The following is a 19,755-nucleotide window of genomic DNA, read 5'->3' as shown; positions in this document are numbered from 1 at the left end:
CGGGTGAACCGGGAGCCCCGTGTACATGTTCAGATGTGACCTTTATCACCCGATTCGTCCTGATTGTTCGGGTACCCGGAGAACGTCCTCGGAACAGCCCGGGGAACAGTCTCGCTTTCGAGGTGAAAGAAAAATGACCACATCTCCCAGGCCGTCCATGGAGACGCATCCGGACATCGTGGAGATGCACCTGCGTCATGAGATGGCCGAGCGTGCGACGAGCACCGCTCAGGGACAGGCCGTCGGAACGCTGGCGTTCGCCACCGGCATCTACCTGGCGGCATCCCCGTGGATCACCGGCTTCAACGGCCTGTCCACCCTCGCCGTCACCAACCTGATCGTCGGCATCGCCTACGCCCTGGCGATGAGCGGCGGTTTCGGCCGGGCCTACGAGCGGACCCACAGCATGGCATGGGGCGCCTGTCTGCTGGGTGTGTGGACGATCATCTCGCCGTGGGTGGTCGCCGGCGCCGTGAGCACGACCAAGACCATCGTCAACAACGTCATCACCGGCGTGGTGGCGCTCGTCCTGGCCCTGGCGGCCAGCGCGACCGCCCGCGCGGCGGAGGCCTCGACCCTCAGGCGAGGCATGGCGGCACGGTAGGCAGACGACGACAGCCGCTGCGCAAGGGTCGCCGCAGACGAAGAGAGGGTGTGCGACTGATTGCTCCACCCGTGGGTACCGGCCGCCCGATCGGCGGTACAGCGGCCGATCGGGGGCCTTCCCGTCCGCCATGAGCCGCAAGGATGACCGGTGACTCACGTCAGGGCGCGGATGACCCGCGAGCGTCTGGAGAAACACACCTGTGACTGTTCTCAACGATCCGGAGCACCCGGCTGCCGACTACTACGAGAGTGAAGTGCCCCTCCGTGGGCGGCAGCCGGGCAATGTCGTCGTCAAGTGGCTGACCACCACCGACCACAAGACCATCGGAACGCTGTATCTGACCACGTCGTTCGCGTTCTTCCTGATCGGCGGCGTCATGGCGCTGCTGATGCGCGCCGAGCTCGCCCGGCCAGGTCTGCAGATCCTCTCCAAGGAGCAGTACAACCAGGCCTTCACGATGCACGGCACGGTCATGCTGCTGATGTTCGCGACGCCGCTGTTCGCCGGCTTCACGAACTGGATCATGCCGCTGCAGATCGGCGCACCTGACGTCGCGTTCCCGCGGCTGAACATGTTCGCCTACTGGCTCTACCTGTTCGGCTCGACCATCGCCGTCGGCGGCTTCCTCACCCCGCAGGGCGCGGCCGACTTCGGCTGGTTCGCCTACACACCGCTCTCGGACGTCGTCCGCTCACCGGGTCTCGGCGCCGACATGTGGATCATGGGTCTGGCCTTCTCCGGCTTCGGCACCATCCTCGGCGCGGTCAACTTCATCACCACGATCATCTGCATGCGCGCGCCCGGCATGACGATGTTCCGCATGCCGATCTTCGTGTGGAACGTGCTGCTGACCGCCACCCTGGTGCTGTTCGCCTTCCCCGTCCTTGCGGCCGCGCTGTTCGCGCTGGAGGCGGACCGCAAGTTCGGCGCCCATGTGTTCGATGCCGCCAATGGTGGCGCGCTGCTCTGGCAGCACCTCTTCTGGTTCTTCGGACACCCGGAGGTGTACATCATCGCGCTGCCGTTCTTCGGCATCATCACCGAGGTCATCCCGGTCTTCTCCCGCAAGCCGATCTTCGGCTACATGGGCCTGGTCGCCGCGACGATCGCGATCGCCGGTCTGTCGGTCACGGTGTGGGCGCACCACATGTACGTCACCGGCGGCGTCCTGCTTCCCTTCTTCTCCTTCATGACCTTCCTGATCGCGGTCCCGACCGGGGTGAAGTTCTTCAACTGGATCGGCACCATGTGGAAGGGCGCGCTGTCCTTCGAGACACCGATGCTCTGGGCCACCGGCTTCCTCGTGACGTTCCTGTTCGGCGGGCTCACCGGCATCATCCTGGCGTCGCCGCCGATGGACTTCCACGTCTCCGACTCGTACTTCGTGGTGGCGCACTTCCACTACGTGGTCTTCGGTACGGTCGTCTTCGCGATGTTCGCAGGCTTCCACTTCTGGTGGCCGAAGATGACGGGCAAGATGCTCGACGAGCGGCTCGGCAAGATCACCTTCTGGACGCTGTTCGTCGGCTTCCACGGCACCTTCCTGGTGCAGCACTGGCTCGGCGCGGAGGGCATGCCGCGCCGGTACGCCGACTACCTGGCGGCCGACGGCTTCACCGCGCTGAACACGATCTCGTCGATCGCCTCGTTCCTGCTCGGCCTGTCGATGCTGCCGTTCCTCTACAACGTGTGGAAGACCGCCCGCTACGGCAAACCGGTCGGCGTCGACGACCCGTGGGGCTTCGGCCGGTCGCTGGAGTGGGCGACCTCCTGCCCGCCGCCGCGGCACAACTTCGTCACCCTGCCGCGGATCCGCAGCGAATCCCCGGCGTTCGACCTGCACCACCCGGACATCGCGATGGCCGAGGCCGAGGCCCAAAGGCTCCACACATGACCGACGCCGGACGCCGGGTGCGGGGCGGACACTCGCCGGGAGCCGACGGTGACCTCGTCAACAAGGCCGAGGGCTACCTGCTGTGGCAGGCGAGGATCAGCGAAGCCGAACAGCGGGCGCGGGAGTTCGCCGCACGTATGGACTGGCTGACCACGTCCCAGCGCGCGGAGGTCGAACGCCACCACGTCGAGGACAGCCTGCGCCGAGCGCGGCAGGACCTCGAACGGGTCGCCGCGCGGTGCCGGTCACTGCGCGGCGAGTACGAGCGGCGGTACCGCTCGCTGCGCCTGCGCTGTGCGGGATGGACGCTGGCCACCTGCGCCGGTGTGGTTCTCCTGGCGGTCGTGTCCCTGGTCCGCTGACACGAAGGCCGGCGCCGGCTCACGCGATCGCCGGCGGCGATCCGGCGTGCTCACCGTGCCGGCAGCGCACCAGACGGTCGCCGAGTCCCAGGGCGTCGGCCTCCGCGAGGAAGGCGGCCAGGGGTGACCGCATCACGGTGTGGTCGCCGCAGTGGACGGCCGGCACGGTCCGCGGGCCGAGGCGCCGGGCCAGTTCGTACATGTCGTCCCGGACGAGCACTCCCGCACAGCGACGACCGCGACCGGCGGGCAGCGCCGCCACGGTTGACCCGCGGGCGCGAGCATGTGACAGGCGGGCGATGCCGATTCCCTCCGCGTGCCGGCGGCAACGCGGTGCCCGGTGCTCGGGACAAGGCCACGGGTGACTCGGCGGTGCTGTCGACGCCGCACCTCCCAGGCCTCGGACCCGACGTCGTTCTCGTGTCTGTGCCCGCGCGCTCTCAGGCCACCCATAGGATGACCCCGATGCGCACCACCGAGCAGCCCGCCCCGCGACCGCCCTGCCGGCGCCGGCGTGCCCTGCTCGTGCTGGGACTGCTGGCCGGTCTGCTCGGCATGCACGCGCTGGCACCCGGCGGCGTGATGGCACGCCACGGCGGGCCCGAGCGGGCCCTCTCGCATGCGGCGGTCATGGTCACCGCGTACGACGGCTGCTCCGACGACGACGGCCACTGCGGCGGCCACCACGCGCAGCACGCCGACGCGACCTGCGCCTCCGGTGCGGTGAGCGGGGGACCGGCGCTGCCCGCGCTGGTCCCGGACCCGGTGCCCGTCACCGCGGCCGCCTGCGCGGTCGGCTCCCGCCCGGCCACGGCACCGGACGCCGCCCGCGCACCCCCCGATCTGGCCGAACTCCAGCTCCTGCGGATCTAGGAGGCACCCGAGCCGGCCGCGCGCGTACCGCGCAGCGGTCGTGCTCCCGCGTGCCCGCTCACAGCTATCGCAGGAGACCCAGCATGACCACCACGCGTACCCGTGCCGTCCTCGTCGCGCTCACCGCGAGCGCCGCCCTCGCCCTCACCGCGTGCGGCAGCGGCGACGACAGCGCCGGCACCACGCACGCGTCCCACTCGGCGGCGGCCGGCGCCACCGCCACCGCCTCCGCCGGGGCGCACAACGCGCAGGACGTGTCCTTCGCGCAGAGCATGATCCCGCACCACCAGCAGGCCCTGGAGATGGCCTCCCTGGCCACCGGCCGTGCCTCCTCCGCGCAGGTGAAGGACCTCGCCGCCCGGATCGAGAAGGCCCAGGACCCGGAGATCAAGACCATGACCGGCTGGCTGAAGGCCTGGGGCGAGGACGTGCCCATGGCGGGCATGGACCACAGCGGCCACAGCGGCATGGCCGGGATGATGTCCGACAAGGACATGACCATGCTCAAGCAGGCCAAGGGGACGGACTTCGACACGATGTTCCTGACCATGATGGTCCAGCACCATCAGGGCGCCGTGCAGATGGCCGGCACCGAGAAGGCCAAGGGTGCCTACGCCCCGGCCACGAGCATGGCGGGCTCCATCGTCACCGGGCAGAACGCCGAGATCAAGGAGATGAACAAGCTCCTCGGCAAGGGCTGAGCAGCAGCGGCGGCCGCGCCCACCGGCGCGGCCGCCGTCCGCTCAGACCGCCAGCACCTTCTCCAACGCCCCCAGCGCCGAGCGCAGTTCCTCCGCCGTGACGGTCAGCGGCGGGGCCAGCCGGATCGTGGAGCCGTGGGTGTCCTTGACCAGGACGCCCTCGCGCATCAGGCGTTCGCCGATCTCCCGCCCGGTGCCGATCGCCGGGTCCACGTCGACGCCCGCCCACAGTCCGCGCGAGCGGAAGCCGACCACGCCCCTGCCGACCAGCTCCGTCAGGCCGTCCCGCAGGATCACGCCCAGCTCGGCGGCGCGGCGCTGGAAGTCACCGCTCTCCAGCAGCTCGACCACCGCCGTGCCGACCGCCGCCGCGAGCGGGTTGCCGCCGAACGTCGAGCCGTGCTCGCCGGGGTGCAGTACTCCCAGCACCTCCCGGTGGGCCACGACCGCCGACACCGGCACGATCCCGCCGCCCAGCGCCTTGCCGAGCAGCAGCACGTCCGGCACCACGTTCTCGTGGTCGACGGCGAGGGTGCGGCCGGTGCGGCCGAGACCGGACTGGATCTCGTCGGCGACGAACAGGCAGCCCTTGCGCCGGGTCAGCTCGCGGACCCCGGTCAGATAGCCGTCGTCGGGGATGAGCACCCCGGCCTCGCCCTGGATCGGCTCGATCAGCACGGCCGCCGTGGTCTCGTCGACCGCATCCTCCAGCGCGGCCAGGTCGTTGTACGGCACGATCCGGAAGCCCGGCGTGAACGGGCCGAAGCCCGCGCGGGCGGTCTCGTCGGTGGAGAAGCTGACGATCGTGGTCGTACGGCCGTGGAAGTTGTCCGCGGCGACGACGATCGTGGCCCGGTCGGCGGGGACGCCCTTCACGTCGTAGGCCCACTTCCGGGCCACCTTGATGCCGGACTCGACCGCCTCGGCGCCGGTGTTCATCGGCAGCACCATGTCCAGGCCGGTCAACTCCGCGAGCCGTTCGGCGAATTCGGCGAGCCTGTCGTTGTGGAAGGCGCGCGAGGTGAGGGTGAGGCGGTCCAGCTGGCGGTGTGCGGCCTCGATCAGCGCCGGGTGGCGGTGGCCGAAGTTGAGGGCCGAGTAGCCGGCCAGCATGTCGAGGTAACGGCGGCCCTCGACGTCCTCCACCCAGGCGCCCTCGGCGCGGGCGACGACGACGGGCAGCGGGTGGTAGTTGTGCGCGAGGACCGGGCCCTCCGCCTCGATCAGCTCGGCGGAGGTGCGTGCGCGTGCGGGTGCGGTCATCAGGGGGATCTCCTGGTCCTCAGCGGATTTCCTGGGTGCAGCACTTGATGCCGCCGCCGGCCTTGTGGAACTCCGACAGGTCGACGGGGACGGGCTCGTAGCCCTGGTCGGCGAGCCGGGCGGCGAGTGTCTCGGCCCGCGGCGCGATGAAGACGTGGCGGCCGTCGGAGACCGAGTTCAGGCCCCATGCCATGGCGTCGTCACGGGTGGCGAGCACCGCGTCCGGGAACAGCCGGCGCAGCACGTCCCGGCTGCCGGGGGAGAAGGCCTCGGGGTAGTAGACGATGTTCTCCTCGTCCAGGACGAACAGCGCCGTGTCCAGGTGGTAGAAGTACGGGTCCACCAGGGTCAGGCTGATCACCGGGTGGCCGAAGAACTCCTGGGCCTCCCGGTGTGCCTCGCGGGTGGTACGGAACCCGGTGCCGGCCAGCAGGTACCGGCCCGTCCACACCAGGTCGCCCTCGCCCTCGACCACCGAGCCCGGCCGGTGCACGTCGTAGCCCGCGGTCTTGAACCAGAGGTCGTAGTGGGTCGACTCGGGCCGCCGCTCGGGCGAGTGGAAGAGCGAGCCGAAGACACGGCCGCCGACGACGACCGCCGAGTTCGCGGCGAACACCATGTCGGGCAGGCCGGGGACCGGCTCCAGCCGGTCGATGCTGTGGCCATGGGTGCGGTAGGCGCTGATCAGCGCGGTCCACTGCTCCTGGGCCAGGTCGACGTCGACCCTGGTGTCGGGGTTCATCCAGGGATTGATCGCGTACTGCACGGCGAAGTGTCTGGGTTCGCAGACGAGAAAGCGCCTGAGGCGCGGCACACGGTTCTCGGTCACAGAGGGGTTCCTCCGCTTTCCCGCGGTGTCGACTGAGGGTTGACACCAAGGTAGAAAGCGTCGGATACGGGCGACAAGAAATGAATGTTGCGCGTTTACGCAGGAACGCTGCGTCTCCGGTCGTACAAACGCAGCATCGATGCGTTTACTCGGGTACGGGGTGCGTGGCGCCGGCCTCGGGGCTCTCCGGGAGCAGATGCGACAGCACCATCACGCTGATCGTCTTCCGGATGAACGGCTCGACCCGGATCCGCTCCAGCACCTCCTCGAAGTGGTCCACGTCCCGGGCCCGCACATGCAGCAGGGCGTCCGCGCCGCCGGTCACCGTCATGGCCGCGGTGATCTCCGGATGGTTGCGGACCACCTCCGCGAGCCGCCGCGGCGGGGCCGCGCCCTCGCAGTACACCTCGACGTACGCCTCCGTGCGCCAGCCGAGAGCCGACGGCTTGACGGTGGCCGTGAACCCCGTGATCACACCGGTCTCGCGCAGCCGGTCGACCCGCCGCTTCACGGCCGTCGCGGAGAGCCCGACGGCCGCTCCGATCTCGGCGAAACTGGTCCGCGCGTTCGCCATCAACGCGGTGGTGATCTTCCGGTCGAGATCGTCGAAGGGGGCGGTGCCGCTGTTCATGTCCGCACTGTAACCACGGGCGCGGACACTTCGGGAACACCACTTCATCCGGCGCGGACGTCCACGTCCGGTACATGTCCAGCGCCGCGTTCCGCCGCCTACACTCCGTTCATGCTGCGCGCCCTCGCCGTCGACGACGAACGTCCCTCGCTGGAGGAACTCCTCTACTTACTCAACGCCGATCCGCGCATCGGCAGCGTCGAGGGCGCCGGGGACGCCACCGAGGCGCTGCGCCGCATCACCCGCGCCCTGGAGTCAGGACCGCAGGGCCCCGAGGCCATCGACGTCGTCTTCCTCGACGTCCAGATGCCCGGCCTGGACGGACTGGACCTGGCCCGGCTGCTCACCGGCTTCGCCCGCCCCCCGCTGGTCGTCTTCGTCACCGCCCACGAGGACTTCGCGGTGAGGGCCTTCGACCTCAAGGCGGTCGACTACGTCCTGAAGCCGGTACGCAAGGAACGTCTGGCGGAGGCGGTGCGCCGGGCCGCCGAACTGCGCGGCGCGGGACCGCGGATACCCGTGCACGAACCCGACCCCGACCACATACCCGTCGAACTCGGCGGCGTGACACGGTTCGTGGCGGTGGACGACATCACGCACGTCGAGGCCCAGGGCGACTACGCCCGCCTGCACACCGACCGCGGCAGCCATCTGGTCCGCATCCCGCTGTCCACCCTGGAGGACCGCTGGCGCTCCCGCGGCTTCGTCCGCATCCACCGCCGCCACCTCGTCGCCCTCCGTCACATCGGCGAACTCCGCCTGGACGCGGGCACGGTGAGCGTCCTGGTCGGCGCCGAAGAGCTCCAGGTCAGCCGCCGCCACACCCGCGAACTGCGGGACCTGCTGATGAGGAGGGCGTGACGATGCCCGCCGACCCCGCCGAGCGCCGGGTCACCGTCACCGGCCCGCCCCGCCGCAGCCGCCGCACCTTGGGCTACTACCGGCCGCGCACCGAGATCGACGAGCAGACCACCCTCGGCCACACCTACGTCCGCTCACTGATGCGCAGCCAACTGCGCGTCGCCCTCGTCGTGTTCGCCGTCCTGGTGCTGCTCGTCGGACCGCTCCCGCTGGTCTTCGCCGCCGCCCCCGAGGCGCGCCGCCTGGAGTGGCTGGTGCTCGGCTTCTGCTTGTACGCCCCGCTGATCCTGCTCGCCCGCTGGTACGTGCGCCGCGCCGAACGCAACGAGGAGGACTTCGTCCGCCTCGTCGAGGACCGATGAACTCCAGCCCCGACGAGGTCCGATGAACTCCAGCTACGCCGTCCCGGCGGTCGCCCTCGTGGTCGTCGCGACCGTCCTCGTCGGCGCCTTCGGCCTGCGCATCTCCCGGACCACCTCCGACTTCTACGTCGCCTCACGCACCGTCGGCCCCCGCCTCAACGCCGCCGCGATCAGCGGCGAGTACCTCTCCGCCGCGTCCTTCCTGGGCATCGCCGGCCTGGTCCTCGTCCAGGGCCCCGACATGCTCTGGTACCCGGTCGGCTACACCGCCGGCTACCTGGTCCTGCTCCTCTTCGTCGCCGCCCCGCTGCGCCGCTCCGGCGCCTACACCCTCCCCGACTTCGCCGAGGCACGGCTCGCCTCGCAGACGGTACGGCGGCTGGCCGGAGCGTTCGTCGTGGGCGTCGGCTGGCTCTACCTGCTGCCCCAACTCCAGGGCGCCGGACTGACGTTGACGGTCCTCACCGGCGCCCCGGACGCACTGGGCGGACTCATCGTCGCCGTCGTCGTCGTGGCCACCGTGGCCGCCGGCGGCATGCGCAGCATCACCTTCGTCCAGGCCTTCCAGTACTGGCTCAAGCTGACGGCCCTGCTCGTCCCCGCCCTCTTCCTCGTCCTCGCCTGGCAGAGCGCCGGCGCCCCCACCCACGCCTTCGACGAACCGGCCGCCTTCCGCGACCGGCGCGTCGTGGACGTCCAGGACACCCTCTCCCTCAGTCTCGACCGCCCCCTCACGGTCACCGCCACCGGCACGGTGGACGGACACCCGCTCCAGGACACCCGGGTCACCCTCCCCGAGGGCACCCACCGCATCACGGCGGGCACCCGCCTGACCTTCGCCAAAGGCACCCGCGTCCCCGCCACCGACCGGGGCACCAACGGCGGCATGTCCACCTCGCTCGCCGAGAGCCGCGAGCAACGACCGCTGTACGCCACGTACGGACTGATCCTCGCCACCTTCCTCGGCACCATGGGCCTGCCGCACGTCGTCGTCCGCTTCTACACCAGCCCGCACGGCGTCGCCGCCCGCCGCACCACCGTCGCCGTCCTGGCCCTGATCGGCCTCTTCTACCTGCTGCCGCCCGTCTACGGCGCCCTCGCCCGCCTCTACACCCCCGAACTCACCCTCACCGGCGAGACGGACGCCGCCGTCCTGCTGCTGCCCGGCCGGGTCGTCGGCGGTCTCGGCGGCGACCTGCTCGGCGCCCTGGTGGCGGGCGGCGCCTTCGCCGCGTTCCTCTCCACCGCCTCCGGCCTCACCATGGCGGTCGCCGGCGTCCTCACCCAGGACGTCCTCCCGGCGCGCGGCGTACGGCACTTCAGACTGGGGACCGTCCTCGCCATGGCCGTGCCGCTCGCCGGGAGCGCGCTGGTGGGCGGTCTGCCGGTCGCCGACGCCGTCGGACTCGCCTTCGCCGTGTCCGCCTCCTCCTTCTGCCCGCTGCTGGTCCTCGGCATCTGGTGGCGGCGGCTGACCCCGCCCGGTGCCGCCGCCGGGATGCTGACCGGGGGCGGCTCCGCGTTCTGCGCGGTGGCCGCGACGATGGCCGACCTCCCCGGCACCGGCAACCTGCACGCCCTCCTCGCCTGGCCCGCGCTCTGGTCGGTCCCGCTGGGCTTCCTCACCATGGTCCTGGTCTCCCTGGCGACCCCGGGCCGGGTACCGCCCGGCACGGCCGCGATCCTGGCCCGCTTCCACCTGCCGGAGGAACTGCGCGCGGAGGCCAAGGCGTGACCGGGTTCCTGGCAGGCCTCTGCGTGGCCGTACTCCCGCTCCTCGCCGCCGGGTTCTGGCTCGGCCGCCGCACCGCACGCCCCGAGAACCTCGGCGGCCTCGGCACCCCCGTCGAGCACGCCACCTTCGAGACCCTGCACACCGCCTCCCTCGCCGCACCCCCGCTGCGCGCGGGCCTCACCGAGGAGACCGCCCGCCGTTCGGCCCGCCGGCTGCGCACCCTGCTCGGCACCGACGCCCTCTGCCTCAGCGACCACGAGAACCTGCTGGTCTGGGACGGCGTGGGCGACCACCACCGCACCGAGATCCTGGAACGGCTCGCCGGGCCGCTGGAGTCCGGCCGCGGCGAGGCCTTCCCGCTGCACTGCGAGACCCCCGACTGCCCGGTCCGCTGGGCCGTGATCACCCCGCTCACCGTCGACGACCGCGTCCACGGCACCCTGGTCGCCTGCGCCCCGCGCGAGTCCGCCGTCCTGGTCCGGGCCGCCGGCGAGGTCGCCCGCTGGGTGAGCGTCCAGCTGGAACTGGCCGACCTGGACCGCTCCCGGACCCGTCTCATCGAGGCCGAGATCCGCGCCCTGCGCGCCCAGATCTCCCCGCACTTCATCTTCAACTCGCTCGCGGTGATCGCCTCGTTCGTCCGCACCGACCCCGAGCGCGCCCGCGAACTGCTGCTGGAGTTCGCCGACTTCACCCGCTACTCGTTCCGCCGGCACGGCGACTTCACCACCCTCGCCGACGAACTCCACGCCATCGACCACTACTTGGCACTGGTGCGGGCCCGCTTCGGCGACCGCCTCACGGTCACCCTGCAGATCGCCCCCGAGGTGCTTCCGGTCACCCTGCCCTTCCTCTGCCTCCAGCCCCTGGTCGAGAACGCCGTCAAACACGGCCTTGAGGGCAAGACCGGCACCTGCCACATCCAGATCACCGCGCAGGACGCGGGCGCCGAGGCCCTGGTCGTCATCGAGGACGACGGCGCCGGCATGGACCCGGTCCTGCTGCGCCGCATCCTCGCCGGCGAGACCAGCCCGTCCGGTGGCATCGGCCTGTCCAACGTCGACGACCGGCTCCGCCAGGTCTACGGCGACGACCACGGGCTCGTCATCGAGACCGCTCCCGGGGCGGGCATGAAGATCACAGCGAGGTTGCCGAAGTACCAGGCCGGTGTGCACTAGGCGCTCCGCTGGAAGGGCCGCCAGGTGCAGTCGTTCGGCCGCGGCGGGGTGGGGGCTGGTCGCGCCCACGCGGCGGCAGCCGCACGTTCAATACAGCCCCGCGCCCCTTTGGCGGCGCCGTACGCGAGGGCGCTGGGTCAGTTGCTCTGGGTCACCACCATCGCCAGTGTCAGCAGGCCCAGCACCACCCATCCGAACCAGAGCCAGCCGTTGCTGCCGAGCGCCACCGTGTAGGCCGTGACCACCACCAGTCCGCCGACGGTGAGCACCCCCATCGTCTTGGTGGCACCGTTCGAGCCGTTCGCAGAACCGGGCATCGCGACACCCTCCTCATGGTCCGACTCCCTCCATGGTGCCCCCGTTCGCCTTCCTGACGGTGCACACGACGAAATGAGCCCCGGTCTTCCACATCAGGTCACCGACCAAGGAGCCCGCCTTGTGGACGGCGGGATCGAATCCGTGCTGCTGCGGTGGCCCGCCCCAGCGCAGGCCTCGTCCTGCTCCTTCGCCGCCTGCGCCGGCGTCAGGCCGGCTCCCAGCCGAGTGAACCCGAGCACCTCCTGGTCGTGCGGCCCCGAGCACGGGACGAGCACGGCGGTCCGCGAGGCCGACGGCACCCGCAGACAGTCCCGCTTCTGCATGGTGCCCACGCCCGTGAAGACGGCCCGTCGTGCTGCAGCACGTCGTGCACGGTCACCATGTGCGGTGGCTCCAGTGGCCGGGCGGCGGGCCGCACGGCCGTCAGCTCGTCGCCGGCGTAGCCCGGCCACTTGTTGCTGCCGTGGCTGAAATCGACCTTGATATGCCCCGCGTCGCCCTTGAACGGCAGCAGGGGATTTCCGCACGAGCATTTCACGGTGGGCGGGCCCTGCCTGTCGGCGAGAACGGCGATTCCGGCCTGGAGCAGGAAAATGAAAGGTGTCGCGGTGCCGTCCTTGTAGTCGTGGTCATATGCCCGCGCACGGTGTGTGGAGACGCCGACCGCGACCGCTTCGACCACGGGACCGGGGTGAAAGCCCGCCCGCGTCCGCTGAGGACCAGGAGCGGAACCAGAACCACGGGCACCCACGCCTGTGCGGAAAAGCGCGAACTGTCATCACCGCTCCGCCGGCGGTTTTGGCCTGTCGCATTTTATGCTACTTAACGAAAAGCCATTCAGCCGTTGCGTGCGTTCAGTGAGGCCAAATAGGCGTTGTACGCCTCAAGCTCCTTGTCGCCGTCCCGGTCGGCGGCCCGGTCCTGGCGCCGGGCCTGGCGCTGTTCGGAGCTGTACCACTGGAACAGCAGGGCGATCAGCACCAGGACGGACGGGACCTCGCTGAAGGCCCAGGCGATTCCGCCGGCCGCGTTCTGGTCGGAGAGCGCGTCGATACCGAGCGACGCGGGCGGATTCTTGAACGTCTCGACCATCGGCTCCGACGCCATCATCAACGCGATGCCGAAGAAAGCGTGGAACGGCATGCCCGCGAACAGCTCCAGCATGCGCATGAGATACCCCGGCCGGCGCGGCCCCGGGTCGACGCCGATGATCGGCCAGAAGAAGACGACACCGACGGCGAGGAAGTGCACCATCATCGCGATGTGCCCGGCCTTCGAGCCCATCAGGAAGTCGAACAGCGGGGTGAAGTAGAGCGCGTACAGGCTCGCGATGAACAGCGGGATGGTGAAGGCGGGATGGGTGATGATCCGCATGTACCGGCTGTGCAGCAGGGCCAGCAGCAGCTCACGCGGCCCCTTCCGCCCCTTCCCGGCGACGGGCAGCGCGCGCAGCGCCAGGGTCACCGGGGCACCCAGCAGGATCAGGATGGGCGACAGCATGCTGATGATCATGTGCTGCACCATGTGCACGCTGAACATGACCATCCCGTAGTCGTTCAGCCGGGTGCACATCACGAGCATGACGGTCAGCACCCCGACGACGAACGACACGGTCCGACCCACGGACCAGGCGTCCCCGCGCCGCCGCAGCCGCACCACAGCCCACCCGTACAGCGCCAGCCCCGTGACACAGGCGACGAGAAAGAAGGGATCCGCCGACCACTCCAGTCCGCGCCCCAGCGTGAACGGCGGCAGATCCATGGTCATGCCGTGCCCGCTGTGATCCATCCGGCGGCTCCTGATTCGTGGGGGGTTGTGCGTTTACTGCCGACCCCAGAGTAGAACCGCCCCCCGACGCTTTTGCGACCGGGGCACTGGAGCGCCCCGTCAGGGGCGCGGGGCTGTGTCAAGCTGCGGCTCCGCCGCGTGGGCGCGACCAGCCACAACCCGCCCGCACCCGGCAACGAATCAGCACCCCTTACGGCGCTGCCCCTACAGCACGGTCTCCGCCTCGTCGTACCGCTCGGTCGGCACCGTCTTCAACGTCTCCACCGCCTCGGCGAGCGGCACCATCACGATGTCCGTCCCGCGCAGCGCGGTCATGTGACCGAACTCCCCCCGGTGCACGGCCTCCACCGCATGCCACCCGAACCGCGTCGCCAGCACCCGGTCGTACGCCGTAGGCGTCCCGCCCCGCTGCACGTGCCCGAGGATCACCGGCCGCGCCTCCTTGCCGAGCCGCTGCTCCAACTCGATGGAGAGCTGCCGGGCGATCCCGGCGAACCGCTCATGGCCGTAGATGTCCTTGCCGCCCTCGTCGAAGGCCATCGTGCCCGCCTTCGGCTTCGCCCCCTCCGCCGCGACGACGATCGCGAACCGCTTGCCCGCCTCGAACCGCTCGCCGACCCGGCGGGCCAACTCCTCGATCTCGAAAGGCCGTTCCGGTACGACGATGGCGTGGGCGCCGGCCGCCATGCCGGAGTGCAGGGCGATCCAGCCGGTGTGCCGCCCCATGACCTCCACGACCAGCACCCGCTGGTGGGACTCGGCGGTGGTCTTGAGCCGGTCGAGCGCCTCGGTCGCGACGCCCACGGCCGTGTCGAAGCCGAAGGTCACGTCGGTGACGGCGATGTCGTTGTCGATGGTCTTCGGCACGCCCACGATCGGCAGACCGGCGTCGGACATCAGCCGGGCCGCCTTCAGCGTGCCCTCACCGCCGATCGGGATGATCGCGTCGAGCCCGAGTTCGGCGACGTGCCCCCTGGCCCGCTCCACGCCGTCCCGCAGATGCGAGGGCTGGACCCGGGAGGAGCCGAGGATGGTGCCGCCGCGGGCCAGGATGCCGGCCACGGCGTCGAGGTCGAGCTTGAGGTAGTCGCACTCCAGGAGGCCCTTCCAGCCGTCCCGGAAGCCGATGACCTCGTCGCCGTGGTCGGCGACGGCACGGTGCACGACGGACCGGATGACGGCGTTCAGGCCGGGGCAGTCGCCGCCGGACGTGAGGACACCAATGCGCATAGCCCGAAACAACCTTCTCCACGTGGGCCGGAGACCGGACCACGCTGTCCGGCTGTCATCGGCGTCACCCTACCCGCGCGAGGGGGGCCTTCCGCACCGGGCGTCCGCCTGCTGGACGCGCCCGCACATGTGAGCGGACACCCTGTCAGGCGGGCCCCGGAACCGGCCGTTCCCGAAGGGTCAGGCAGGCTGCTGAGCGGCCGCGATGCGCTCGTCGCGGAGCGCCTCGTACCAGCGGTCGTCGATCGGCGGCAGCGCGTTCACGTCGAGCGCCAGCTTCAGCAGCAGGTCGGCGATGAGCGGGTTGCGGGCGAGGACCGGCCCGTGCATGTACGTACCGAAGACGGTTTCGTTGTACGCGCCCTCCGTGCCGTCCCCGGTGCCGTTGCCCCGGCCCAGCTGGACCCGGGCGAAGGGGCGGGCGGTGGGGCCGAGCTGGGTGACGCCCTGGTGGTTCTCGAACCCGGTGAGCGGGGGCAGCCCGAGGCGCGGGTCGATGTCGGCGAGCACGTCACCGACGCACCGCTCGCCGGTGCCGCGCACGGTCGTCACGTCGAGCAGGCCGAGGCCCGGCTCCCGCTGGCCGAGGTCGTTGATGAACTCGTGCCCGAGGATCTGGTAGCCCGCGCACACCGAGAACACGATCGCGCCGTTCTCCACCGCCCGGTACAGATGCCCGTCCCGGCGCAGCCGCTCGGCGGCGAGCCGCTGCGGACGGTCCTCGCCGCCGCCGATCAGGTAGATGTCGCCGGAGGTCGGGATCGGCTGGTCGCTGCGCACGTCCAGCCGGGCCACGTCGAGACCGCGCTGCCGGGCCCGGCGCTCCACGACGAGCGCGTTGCCCTGGTCGCCGTAGGTGCTGAGCAGGTCAGGGTAGATCCACACCAGCCGCAGTTGGTTGTCGCTCATGAGGTGATCGTTCCTTCGTGGTCAGTCAGTTGCCGACGCGGCGGCGCAGGTCCTGGAACGCGGTGTAGTTCGCGATGACCTCGATCCGGCCCGGCGGGCACATCTGGACGGCCTGGTCCAGGGTGTCGCAGACCTGGAAGTGCTGGTTCGCGACCTCCAGCCGCACCGCGAGGTCCAGCTTGCGGTCACCGAGCACGAAGATCGGGTGGCCGGTCAGGCGCGTGTAGTCCACGTCCCACAGCCATGAGGTGTCGGTGCCGTCGGCGCCGCGCGCGTTCACCGAGAGGATGACCGGCGCCGGCGGCGGGTCGATCAGCGAGAACGTCTCCAGCCAGCCGGCCGGGTTCTTGGCGAGGAGCAGCCGCAGGTCCCGTCCCTGGAACTGCACGACGTCGTACCGTCCCGCGACGGCCTGCACCTGGTACATCCGTTCCAGGGCGACCTGCGGGGGCACCCCGAAGACGGCGGCGACGGCGGCCGACGAGGCGGCGTTCGCCTTGTTGGCGCGGCCCGGCAACTGCAGGTGGATCGGCCAGGCGGACCCGTGCGGGTCGAGCACGTGGTCCCCGGAGAGCACCCAGCTCGGCGTCGGCCGCCGGAACCCGCACTCACCGCAGAACCAGTCGTCGCCGGGCCGCTGCATCACGCCACCGCAGGACGGGCAGGACCAGGCGTCGTCCTTCCACATCTGCCCGGCGGCGACCCAGATCACGTTGGGGGAGGAGGACGCGGCCCACACCACCAGCGGGTCGTCGCAGTTCGCCACGATGACGGCCTTCGACCCGGCCAGGCCCTCGCGCCAGTTCTCGGCGAGCATCCGGGTCTCGGCGGCGCGGTCGAGCTGGTCGCGGGAGAGATTGAGCAGCGCGATGCACTTCGGGTCGGTGTCCCGGGCCACCCCGGCCAGGTACTTCTCGTCGACCTCGATCACGCCGAACTTGGAGTCCGACCCGCCCGCCAGGGCGGAGGTGATACCGGCCGGCATGTTGGCGCCGAGCGCGTTGGAGACGACCGGCCCCGCGGCCTTCAGCGCCTCGGCGATGAGCCTGGTGGTCGTCGTCTTGCCGTTGGTCGCCGAGACGAGCGTGACGTCCAGGTTCTGGGCGAGCCGGGCGAGCAGGTCGGGGTCGAGTTTGAGTGCGACCCGGCCACCGATCACCGACCCGCTGCCGCGCCCCGCCGCACGGGACGCCGCCGCCACCGCCTTGCCCGCGGTCACGGCCAGCTTGGCCCGCGGCGTGAGCGGGTCCGAGTTGCCTGCCATCAGTTCTCGATCCTCCTTGCGTACGCGCCGCGCCTGAGCCATCCGGCAACGTGGTGTGAGGTCAGCCTATCGAGATCCATTCGCACACCCGAATTCCGGCCCGTGCCTGCGCGGCGGGCAGGGCCCGATCCGAACCGTACCCTTACGGCCATGCGACACGGTTCCATTCCGGGCGCCCACGGGCGGGTCCGGCCCCTCACCCTGCTCGGCGACCCCGTCCTGCACGCCCGTTGCGCGGAGGTCACCGAGTTCGGCGCCGAACTCTCCCGGCTGGTGGAGGACTTGTTCGCGACGATGTACGCGGCCGAGGGCGTGGGCCTGGCGGCCAACCAGGTGGGGGAGCCGCTGCGGGTGTTCGTGTACGACTGCCCCGACGACGAGGAGGTCCGCCACCTGGGCCACGTGGTGAACCCGCGCCTGGTGGAGGCGGACGGCGTGACGCTCCGCGGCCCGGAGGGCTGCCTGTCCCTGCCGGGCCTGGAGGCGGGCACGGAGCGGTACGACCACGCGGTGGTCGAGGGCTTCACGGTGACGGGCGACCCGATCACGATCCACGGCACGGGCTTCTTCGCGCGATGCCTGCAGCACGAGACCGACCACCTGGAGGGCCGCGTGTACGCCGACCACGTCACGGGCTGGCGCAAGCGCAGGCTGATGCGACAGGTGGACAGATCTTCTTGGCACCGGTGAGCGGTCCCACCCGCTTTCACGGGCGCGAGGCGACGTGTTTGATCTGCGGCTGCCGTCGCGTGGGCGCGACCAGCCCCCACCGGCTGAAAGTCGACGAGCGACCTTCAGAACCCCGGACCGCCGATCTTGTCCCCCGCAGCCGCCAGCCGCCCCCACAGCAGATCGGCCAAACTCCTGACCAGTTCGGCGCGAGAACAGGGCCGTTCCCCCAGCCACCAGTCCCCGGCCGCATGCATCATCCCGACGATCCCGTGCCCCCACACCCGAGCCAGCTGCTGACTCGCGGGCCCCAGATCCAGCCGGTCCTCGATGACCTGCGCCAGCTCCTCGCCCATCCGCCGCAGCAGCGGAGCCGAGTGCTTGCCGACATCGAACCCCTGGTCGGTCCCCGTGCTGCCCTCCGCGGGATGCATCAGGAACCGGTACACCTGGGGCCGCGCCTCGATCGCCGCGAGGTAGGTGTCCAGCGTCGCCTCGACCCGCTCACGGCGATCCGCGGGAGCGTCCAGCGCCGCGCGCAGCGAGTTCAGCAGCGCGTCCGTGTGCCGCTTGGCGAGCGCCGCGTAGAGTCCGTTCTTGTCGCCGAAGTGTCGGTAAAGGATCGGTTTGGTGATGCCGGCCTCCGCCGCGATGGCGTTCATGGAAGCCTGAGGGCCGTCGCGCAGCACCACCCGGTCGGCGGCCTCCAACAGCTCGCGCCGTCGGCGGTCGGCGGACCGCTGCTGTTCGGTCCGCTGCGTGGTGTCCATGTGCTCTCCCCACCCCGTGCTGTTTTCGGTGACGCCTGCGCAAACTAACACCTGACAGCCAACCGCCCTCGAACTGGCTGCCGAGGTGACCTTGGGAGTTGACTTTTCCTACTGACCAGTAACAGACTGGGTTACCGCTAGTAACATATTATGCGCCGCCGCTGGAGGAGTCATGGCCGAGTTCACCATGGAACTCAACGACGAACAGAAGGAGGTCCGCGACTGGCTGCATGGTTTCGCCGCCGACGTCATCCGCCCCGCGGCCGCCGAATGGGACGAGCGTGAGGAGACTCCCTGGCCGGTCATCCAGGAGGCCGCCAAGGTCGGCATCTACTCTCTCGACTTCTACGCCCAGCAGTACTTCGACCCCACCGGTCTCGGCATCCCCATGGCCATGGAGGAGCTGTTCTGGGGCGATGCCGGCATCGCCCTGTCCATCGTGGGCACGGGCCTCGCCGCCGTCGGCGTGCTCGCCAACGGCACCGAGGAGCAGATCGGCACCTGGATCCCCCAGATGTACGGCGACACCAACGACGTCAAGGTCGCCGCGTTCTGCTCCTCCGAGCCCGACGCCGGCTCCGACGTGGCCTCCATGCGCACCCGGGCCGTCTACGACGAGGCCAAGGACGAGTGGGTGATCAACGGCACGAAGACGTGGGCGACCAACGGCGGTATCGCCAACGTCCACGTCGTCGTCGCCGTCGTCGACCCGGAGCTCGGCTCCAAGGGCCACGCCTCGTTCATCGTCCCGCCCGGGACGCCCGGGCTGTCCCAGGGGCAGAAGTTCAAGAAGCACGGGATCCGTGCCTCGCACACGGCCGAGGTCGTCCTGGACAACGTCCGGGTGCCCGGTTCCTGCCTGCTCGGCGGCAAGGAGAAGCTGGACGAGCGGCTGGCCCGGGCCCGGGAGCGGGCGAAGTCGGGCGGCGAGCGGGTGAAGAACGCGGCGATGGCCACGTTCGAAGCCTCGCGGCCGGCCGTCGGTGCGATGGCCGTCGGTACGGCGCGTGCCGCGTACGAGGTGGCCCTCGACTACGCCATGACCCGTGAGCAGTTCGGGCGGCCGATCATCGACAACCAAGGGGTGGCCTTCCAGCTCGCGGACATGCGGACGGCCATCGACGCGGCCCGGCTGCTGGTGTGGCGGGCGTCCTGGATGGGGATCAACGGGAAGCCGTTCACCGCGGCCGAGGGGTCGATGTCGAAGCTGTTCGCCAGCGAGACGGCGAAGAAGGTCACCGCCCAGGCGATCCAGATCCTGGGCGGCAACGGGTACACGCGGGAGTATCCGGTGGAGCGGATGCACCGGGACGCCGCGATCTACACGATCTTCGAAGGCACGAGTGAGATCCAGCGGCTGGTGATCGCCCGGACGTTGTCGGGGATGCCGATCCGGTAGCGCCGATGCGCCGATGCGCCGATGGGGGTGCGGTGCGTCGCGGACTGACGGCCGTCGGTGGCTGGTCGCGCCCACGCGGCGGAGCCGCAGATCGACAACGCCCCGCGCCCCT

At 70.6% G+C, this 19,755-nt stretch carries 22 protein-coding genes; 11 read left to right on the top strand and 11 right to left on the bottom strand.

The window, feature by feature from the left end; genetic code table 11:
- The first annotated feature begins 133 nt into the window (after positions 1–133).
- The 3 genes from OHB00_RS09140 to OHB00_RS09130 all read left to right on the top strand — a co-directional run bounded on the left by OHB00_RS09140 (position 134) and on the right by OHB00_RS09130 (position 2,863).
- Positions 134–604, top strand: a complete 471-nt coding sequence (locus OHB00_RS09140) for an SPW repeat protein (RefSeq protein ID WP_406433081.1) — start codon at positions 134–136, stop codon at positions 602–604.
- Positions 605–806: 202 nt separating this feature from the next.
- A complete protein-coding gene (gene ctaD / locus OHB00_RS09135) occupies positions 807–2,501 on the top strand; it encodes a cytochrome c oxidase subunit I (protein WP_406433079.1) in 1,695 nt (564 codons plus the stop codon).
- Positions 2,498–2,863 carry a cytochrome C oxidase subunit I gene (locus OHB00_RS09130; protein ID WP_406433077.1) on the top strand — a complete coding sequence of 122 codons (366 nt, stop codon included), beginning with the start codon at positions 2,498–2,500 and terminating at the stop codon, positions 2,861–2,863. Before ctaD ends, OHB00_RS09130 begins: the two co-directional genes overlap by 4 nt.
- Before the next feature lie 19 nt (positions 2,864–2,882).
- Here the strand turns inward: OHB00_RS09130 and OHB00_RS09125 are convergent, their stop codons facing one another.
- The gene (locus OHB00_RS09125) at positions 2,883–3,083 is read right to left on the bottom strand and encodes a hypothetical protein (RefSeq protein ID WP_406433075.1); all 201 of its coding nucleotides are present in this window, start codon (positions 3,081–3,083) and stop codon (positions 2,883–2,885) included.
- Between the two features lie 245 nt (positions 3,084–3,328).
- Between OHB00_RS09125 and OHB00_RS09120 the strand changes: the two genes are divergently transcribed.
- Together OHB00_RS09120 and OHB00_RS09115 are read left to right on the top strand one after the other, a co-directional pair.
- Positions 3,329–3,736, top strand: coding sequence for a DUF6153 family protein (locus OHB00_RS09120; RefSeq protein ID WP_406433073.1), 408 nt, complete (start codon positions 3,329–3,331; stop codon positions 3,734–3,736).
- Positions 3,737–3,819: 83 nt separating this feature from the next.
- Entirely contained in the window at positions 3,820–4,437 is a 618-nt protein-coding gene (locus OHB00_RS09115; RefSeq protein WP_406433071.1) for a DUF305 domain-containing protein, read from the top strand.
- A 42-nt stretch (positions 4,438–4,479) separates the two neighbouring features.
- Here OHB00_RS09115 and rocD read toward each other — a convergent pair whose 3' ends face one another.
- The 3 genes from rocD to OHB00_RS09100 form a co-directional block, all read right to left on the bottom strand.
- Complete coding sequence (gene rocD, locus OHB00_RS09110; RefSeq protein ID WP_406433069.1) at positions 4,480–5,700, bottom strand: ornithine--oxo-acid transaminase; 1,221 nt, start codon at positions 5,698–5,700, stop codon at positions 4,480–4,482.
- A 19-nt stretch (positions 5,701–5,719) separates the two neighbouring features.
- Positions 5,720–6,529: a dimethylargininase gene (gene ddaH, locus OHB00_RS09105; protein WP_406433067.1), complete on the bottom strand. Its 810-nt coding sequence runs from the start codon at positions 6,527–6,529 to the stop codon at positions 5,720–5,722.
- A gap of 145 nt (positions 6,530–6,674) precedes the next feature.
- Positions 6,675–7,160, bottom strand: a complete 486-nt coding sequence (locus tag OHB00_RS09100) for an Lrp/AsnC family transcriptional regulator (RefSeq protein ID WP_181802789.1) — start codon at positions 7,158–7,160, stop codon at positions 6,675–6,677.
- A 111-nt stretch (positions 7,161–7,271) separates the two neighbouring features.
- Here OHB00_RS09100 and OHB00_RS09095 point away from each other — a divergent pair, with 111 nt between their 5' ends.
- From OHB00_RS09095 to OHB00_RS09080, 4 genes are read left to right on the top strand one after another with little or no spacing between them, the layout of a single operon-like run.
- Positions 7,272–8,021 carry a LytR/AlgR family response regulator transcription factor gene (locus OHB00_RS09095; RefSeq protein ID WP_406433065.1) on the top strand — a complete coding sequence of 250 codons (750 nt, stop codon included), beginning with the start codon at positions 7,272–7,274 and terminating at the stop codon, positions 8,019–8,021.
- A 2-nt stretch (positions 8,022–8,023) separates the two neighbouring features.
- Entirely contained in the window at positions 8,024–8,383 is a 360-nt protein-coding gene (locus tag OHB00_RS09090; protein ID WP_406433063.1) for a hypothetical protein, read from the top strand.
- Between the two features lie 22 nt (positions 8,384–8,405).
- The gene (locus OHB00_RS09085) at positions 8,406–10,118 is read left to right on the top strand and encodes a cation acetate symporter (RefSeq protein ID WP_406433061.1); all 1,713 of its coding nucleotides are present in this window, start codon (positions 8,406–8,408) and stop codon (positions 10,116–10,118) included.
- Positions 10,115–11,296, top strand: coding sequence for a sensor histidine kinase (locus OHB00_RS09080; RefSeq protein WP_406433059.1), 1,182 nt, complete (start codon positions 10,115–10,117; stop codon positions 11,294–11,296). Before OHB00_RS09085 ends, OHB00_RS09080 begins: the two co-directional genes overlap by 4 nt.
- Before the next feature lie 137 nt (positions 11,297–11,433).
- Here OHB00_RS09080 and OHB00_RS09075 read toward each other — a convergent pair whose 3' ends face one another.
- From OHB00_RS09075 to OHB00_RS09050, 6 genes are all read right to left on the bottom strand, one after another.
- On the bottom strand, positions 11,434–11,613 hold the full coding sequence (locus OHB00_RS09075; RefSeq protein WP_406433057.1) for a hypothetical protein: 180 nt from the start codon (positions 11,611–11,613) through the stop codon (positions 11,434–11,436).
- Positions 11,614–11,819: 206 nt separating this feature from the next.
- A complete protein-coding gene (locus OHB00_RS09070) occupies positions 11,820–12,296 on the bottom strand; it encodes a DUF6777 domain-containing protein (protein WP_406433055.1) in 477 nt (158 codons plus the stop codon).
- Between the two features lie 155 nt (positions 12,297–12,451).
- Complete coding sequence (locus tag OHB00_RS09065) at positions 12,452–13,402, bottom strand: cytochrome c oxidase assembly protein (protein ID WP_406433053.1); 951 nt, start codon at positions 13,400–13,402, stop codon at positions 12,452–12,454.
- Positions 13,403–13,606: 204 nt separating this feature from the next.
- Complete coding sequence (locus OHB00_RS09060; RefSeq protein WP_406433051.1) at positions 13,607–14,632, bottom strand: 6-phosphofructokinase; 1,026 nt, start codon at positions 14,630–14,632, stop codon at positions 13,607–13,609.
- 180 nt (positions 14,633–14,812) lie between these two features.
- The gene (locus OHB00_RS09055) at positions 14,813–15,541 is read right to left on the bottom strand and encodes a type 1 glutamine amidotransferase (RefSeq protein WP_406433049.1); all 729 of its coding nucleotides are present in this window, start codon (positions 15,539–15,541) and stop codon (positions 14,813–14,815) included.
- 25 nt (positions 15,542–15,566) lie between these two features.
- A complete protein-coding gene (locus OHB00_RS09050; protein ID WP_406433047.1) occupies positions 15,567–16,805 on the bottom strand; it encodes a MurT ligase domain-containing protein in 1,239 nt (412 codons plus the stop codon).
- A 150-nt stretch (positions 16,806–16,955) separates the two neighbouring features.
- On the opposite strand from OHB00_RS09050, the gene def reads away from it, so the two are divergent.
- Positions 16,956–17,495, top strand: a complete 540-nt coding sequence (gene def, locus OHB00_RS09045; protein ID WP_406433045.1) for a peptide deformylase — start codon at positions 16,956–16,958, stop codon at positions 17,493–17,495.
- A 104-nt stretch (positions 17,496–17,599) separates the two neighbouring features.
- On the opposite strand, the gene OHB00_RS09040 is transcribed toward def, so the two are convergent.
- Entirely contained in the window at positions 17,600–18,244 is a 645-nt protein-coding gene (locus OHB00_RS09040) for a TetR family transcriptional regulator (protein WP_406433043.1), read from the bottom strand.
- A 172-nt stretch (positions 18,245–18,416) separates the two neighbouring features.
- On the opposite strand from OHB00_RS09040, the gene OHB00_RS09035 reads away from it, so the two are divergent.
- A complete protein-coding gene (locus OHB00_RS09035) occupies positions 18,417–19,643 on the top strand; it encodes an acyl-CoA dehydrogenase family protein (RefSeq protein WP_406433041.1) in 1,227 nt (408 codons plus the stop codon).
- The last annotated feature ends 112 nt before the right edge of the window (positions 19,644–19,755 follow it).

It is taken from the genome of Streptomyces sp. NBC_00631 (genome assembly GCF_045206895.1).
Classification (GTDB): Bacteria; Actinomycetota; Actinomycetes; order Streptomycetales; family Streptomycetaceae; genus Streptomyces.
This window is presented reverse-complemented; position numbering and strand designations above follow the sequence as displayed.

Excerpts from the sequence above, each read along its gene's own strand:
- OHB00_RS09065 (WP_406433053.1), bottom strand. The coding sequence starts at position 13,402 with ATGGATCACAGCGGGCACGGCATGACCATGGATCTGCCGCCGTTCACG.
- rocD (WP_406433069.1), bottom strand. The coding sequence starts at position 5,700 with ATGACCGCACCCGCACGCGCACGCACCTCCGCCGAGCTGATCGAGGCG.
- OHB00_RS09100 (WP_181802789.1), bottom strand. The coding sequence starts at position 7,160 with ATGAACAGCGGCACCGCCCCCTTCGACGATCTCGACCGGAAGATCACC.
- def (WP_406433045.1), top strand. The coding sequence starts at position 16,956 with ATGCGACACGGTTCCATTCCGGGCGCCCACGGGCGGGTCCGGCCCCTC.
- OHB00_RS09115 (WP_406433071.1), top strand. The coding sequence starts at position 3,820 with ATGACCACCACGCGTACCCGTGCCGTCCTCGTCGCGCTCACCGCGAGC.
- OHB00_RS09050 (WP_406433047.1), bottom strand. The coding sequence starts at position 16,805 with ATGGCAGGCAACTCGGACCCGCTCACGCCGCGGGCCAAGCTGGCCGTG.
- OHB00_RS09095 (WP_406433065.1), top strand. The coding sequence starts at position 7,272 with ATGCTGCGCGCCCTCGCCGTCGACGACGAACGTCCCTCGCTGGAGGAA.
- OHB00_RS09090 (WP_406433063.1), top strand. The coding sequence starts at position 8,024 with ATGCCCGCCGACCCCGCCGAGCGCCGGGTCACCGTCACCGGCCCGCCC.
- OHB00_RS09120 (WP_406433073.1), top strand. The coding sequence starts at position 3,329 with ATGCGCACCACCGAGCAGCCCGCCCCGCGACCGCCCTGCCGGCGCCGG.
- OHB00_RS09075 (WP_406433057.1), bottom strand. The coding sequence starts at position 11,613 with ATGCCCGGTTCTGCGAACGGCTCGAACGGTGCCACCAAGACGATGGGG.
- OHB00_RS09040 (WP_406433043.1), bottom strand. The coding sequence starts at position 18,244 with ATGGACACCACGCAGCGGACCGAACAGCAGCGGTCCGCCGACCGCCGA.
- OHB00_RS09035 (WP_406433041.1), top strand. The coding sequence starts at position 18,417 with ATGGCCGAGTTCACCATGGAACTCAACGACGAACAGAAGGAGGTCCGC.
- OHB00_RS09085 (WP_406433061.1), top strand. The coding sequence starts at position 8,406 with ATGAACTCCAGCTACGCCGTCCCGGCGGTCGCCCTCGTGGTCGTCGCG.
- OHB00_RS09140 (WP_406433081.1), top strand. The coding sequence starts at position 134 with ATGACCACATCTCCCAGGCCGTCCATGGAGACGCATCCGGACATCGTG.
- OHB00_RS09055 (WP_406433049.1), bottom strand. The coding sequence starts at position 15,541 with ATGAGCGACAACCAACTGCGGCTGGTGTGGATCTACCCTGACCTGCTC.
- OHB00_RS09060 (WP_406433051.1), bottom strand. The coding sequence starts at position 14,632 with ATGCGCATTGGTGTCCTCACGTCCGGCGGCGACTGCCCCGGCCTGAAC.
- OHB00_RS09130 (WP_406433077.1), top strand. The coding sequence starts at position 2,498 with ATGACCGACGCCGGACGCCGGGTGCGGGGCGGACACTCGCCGGGAGCC.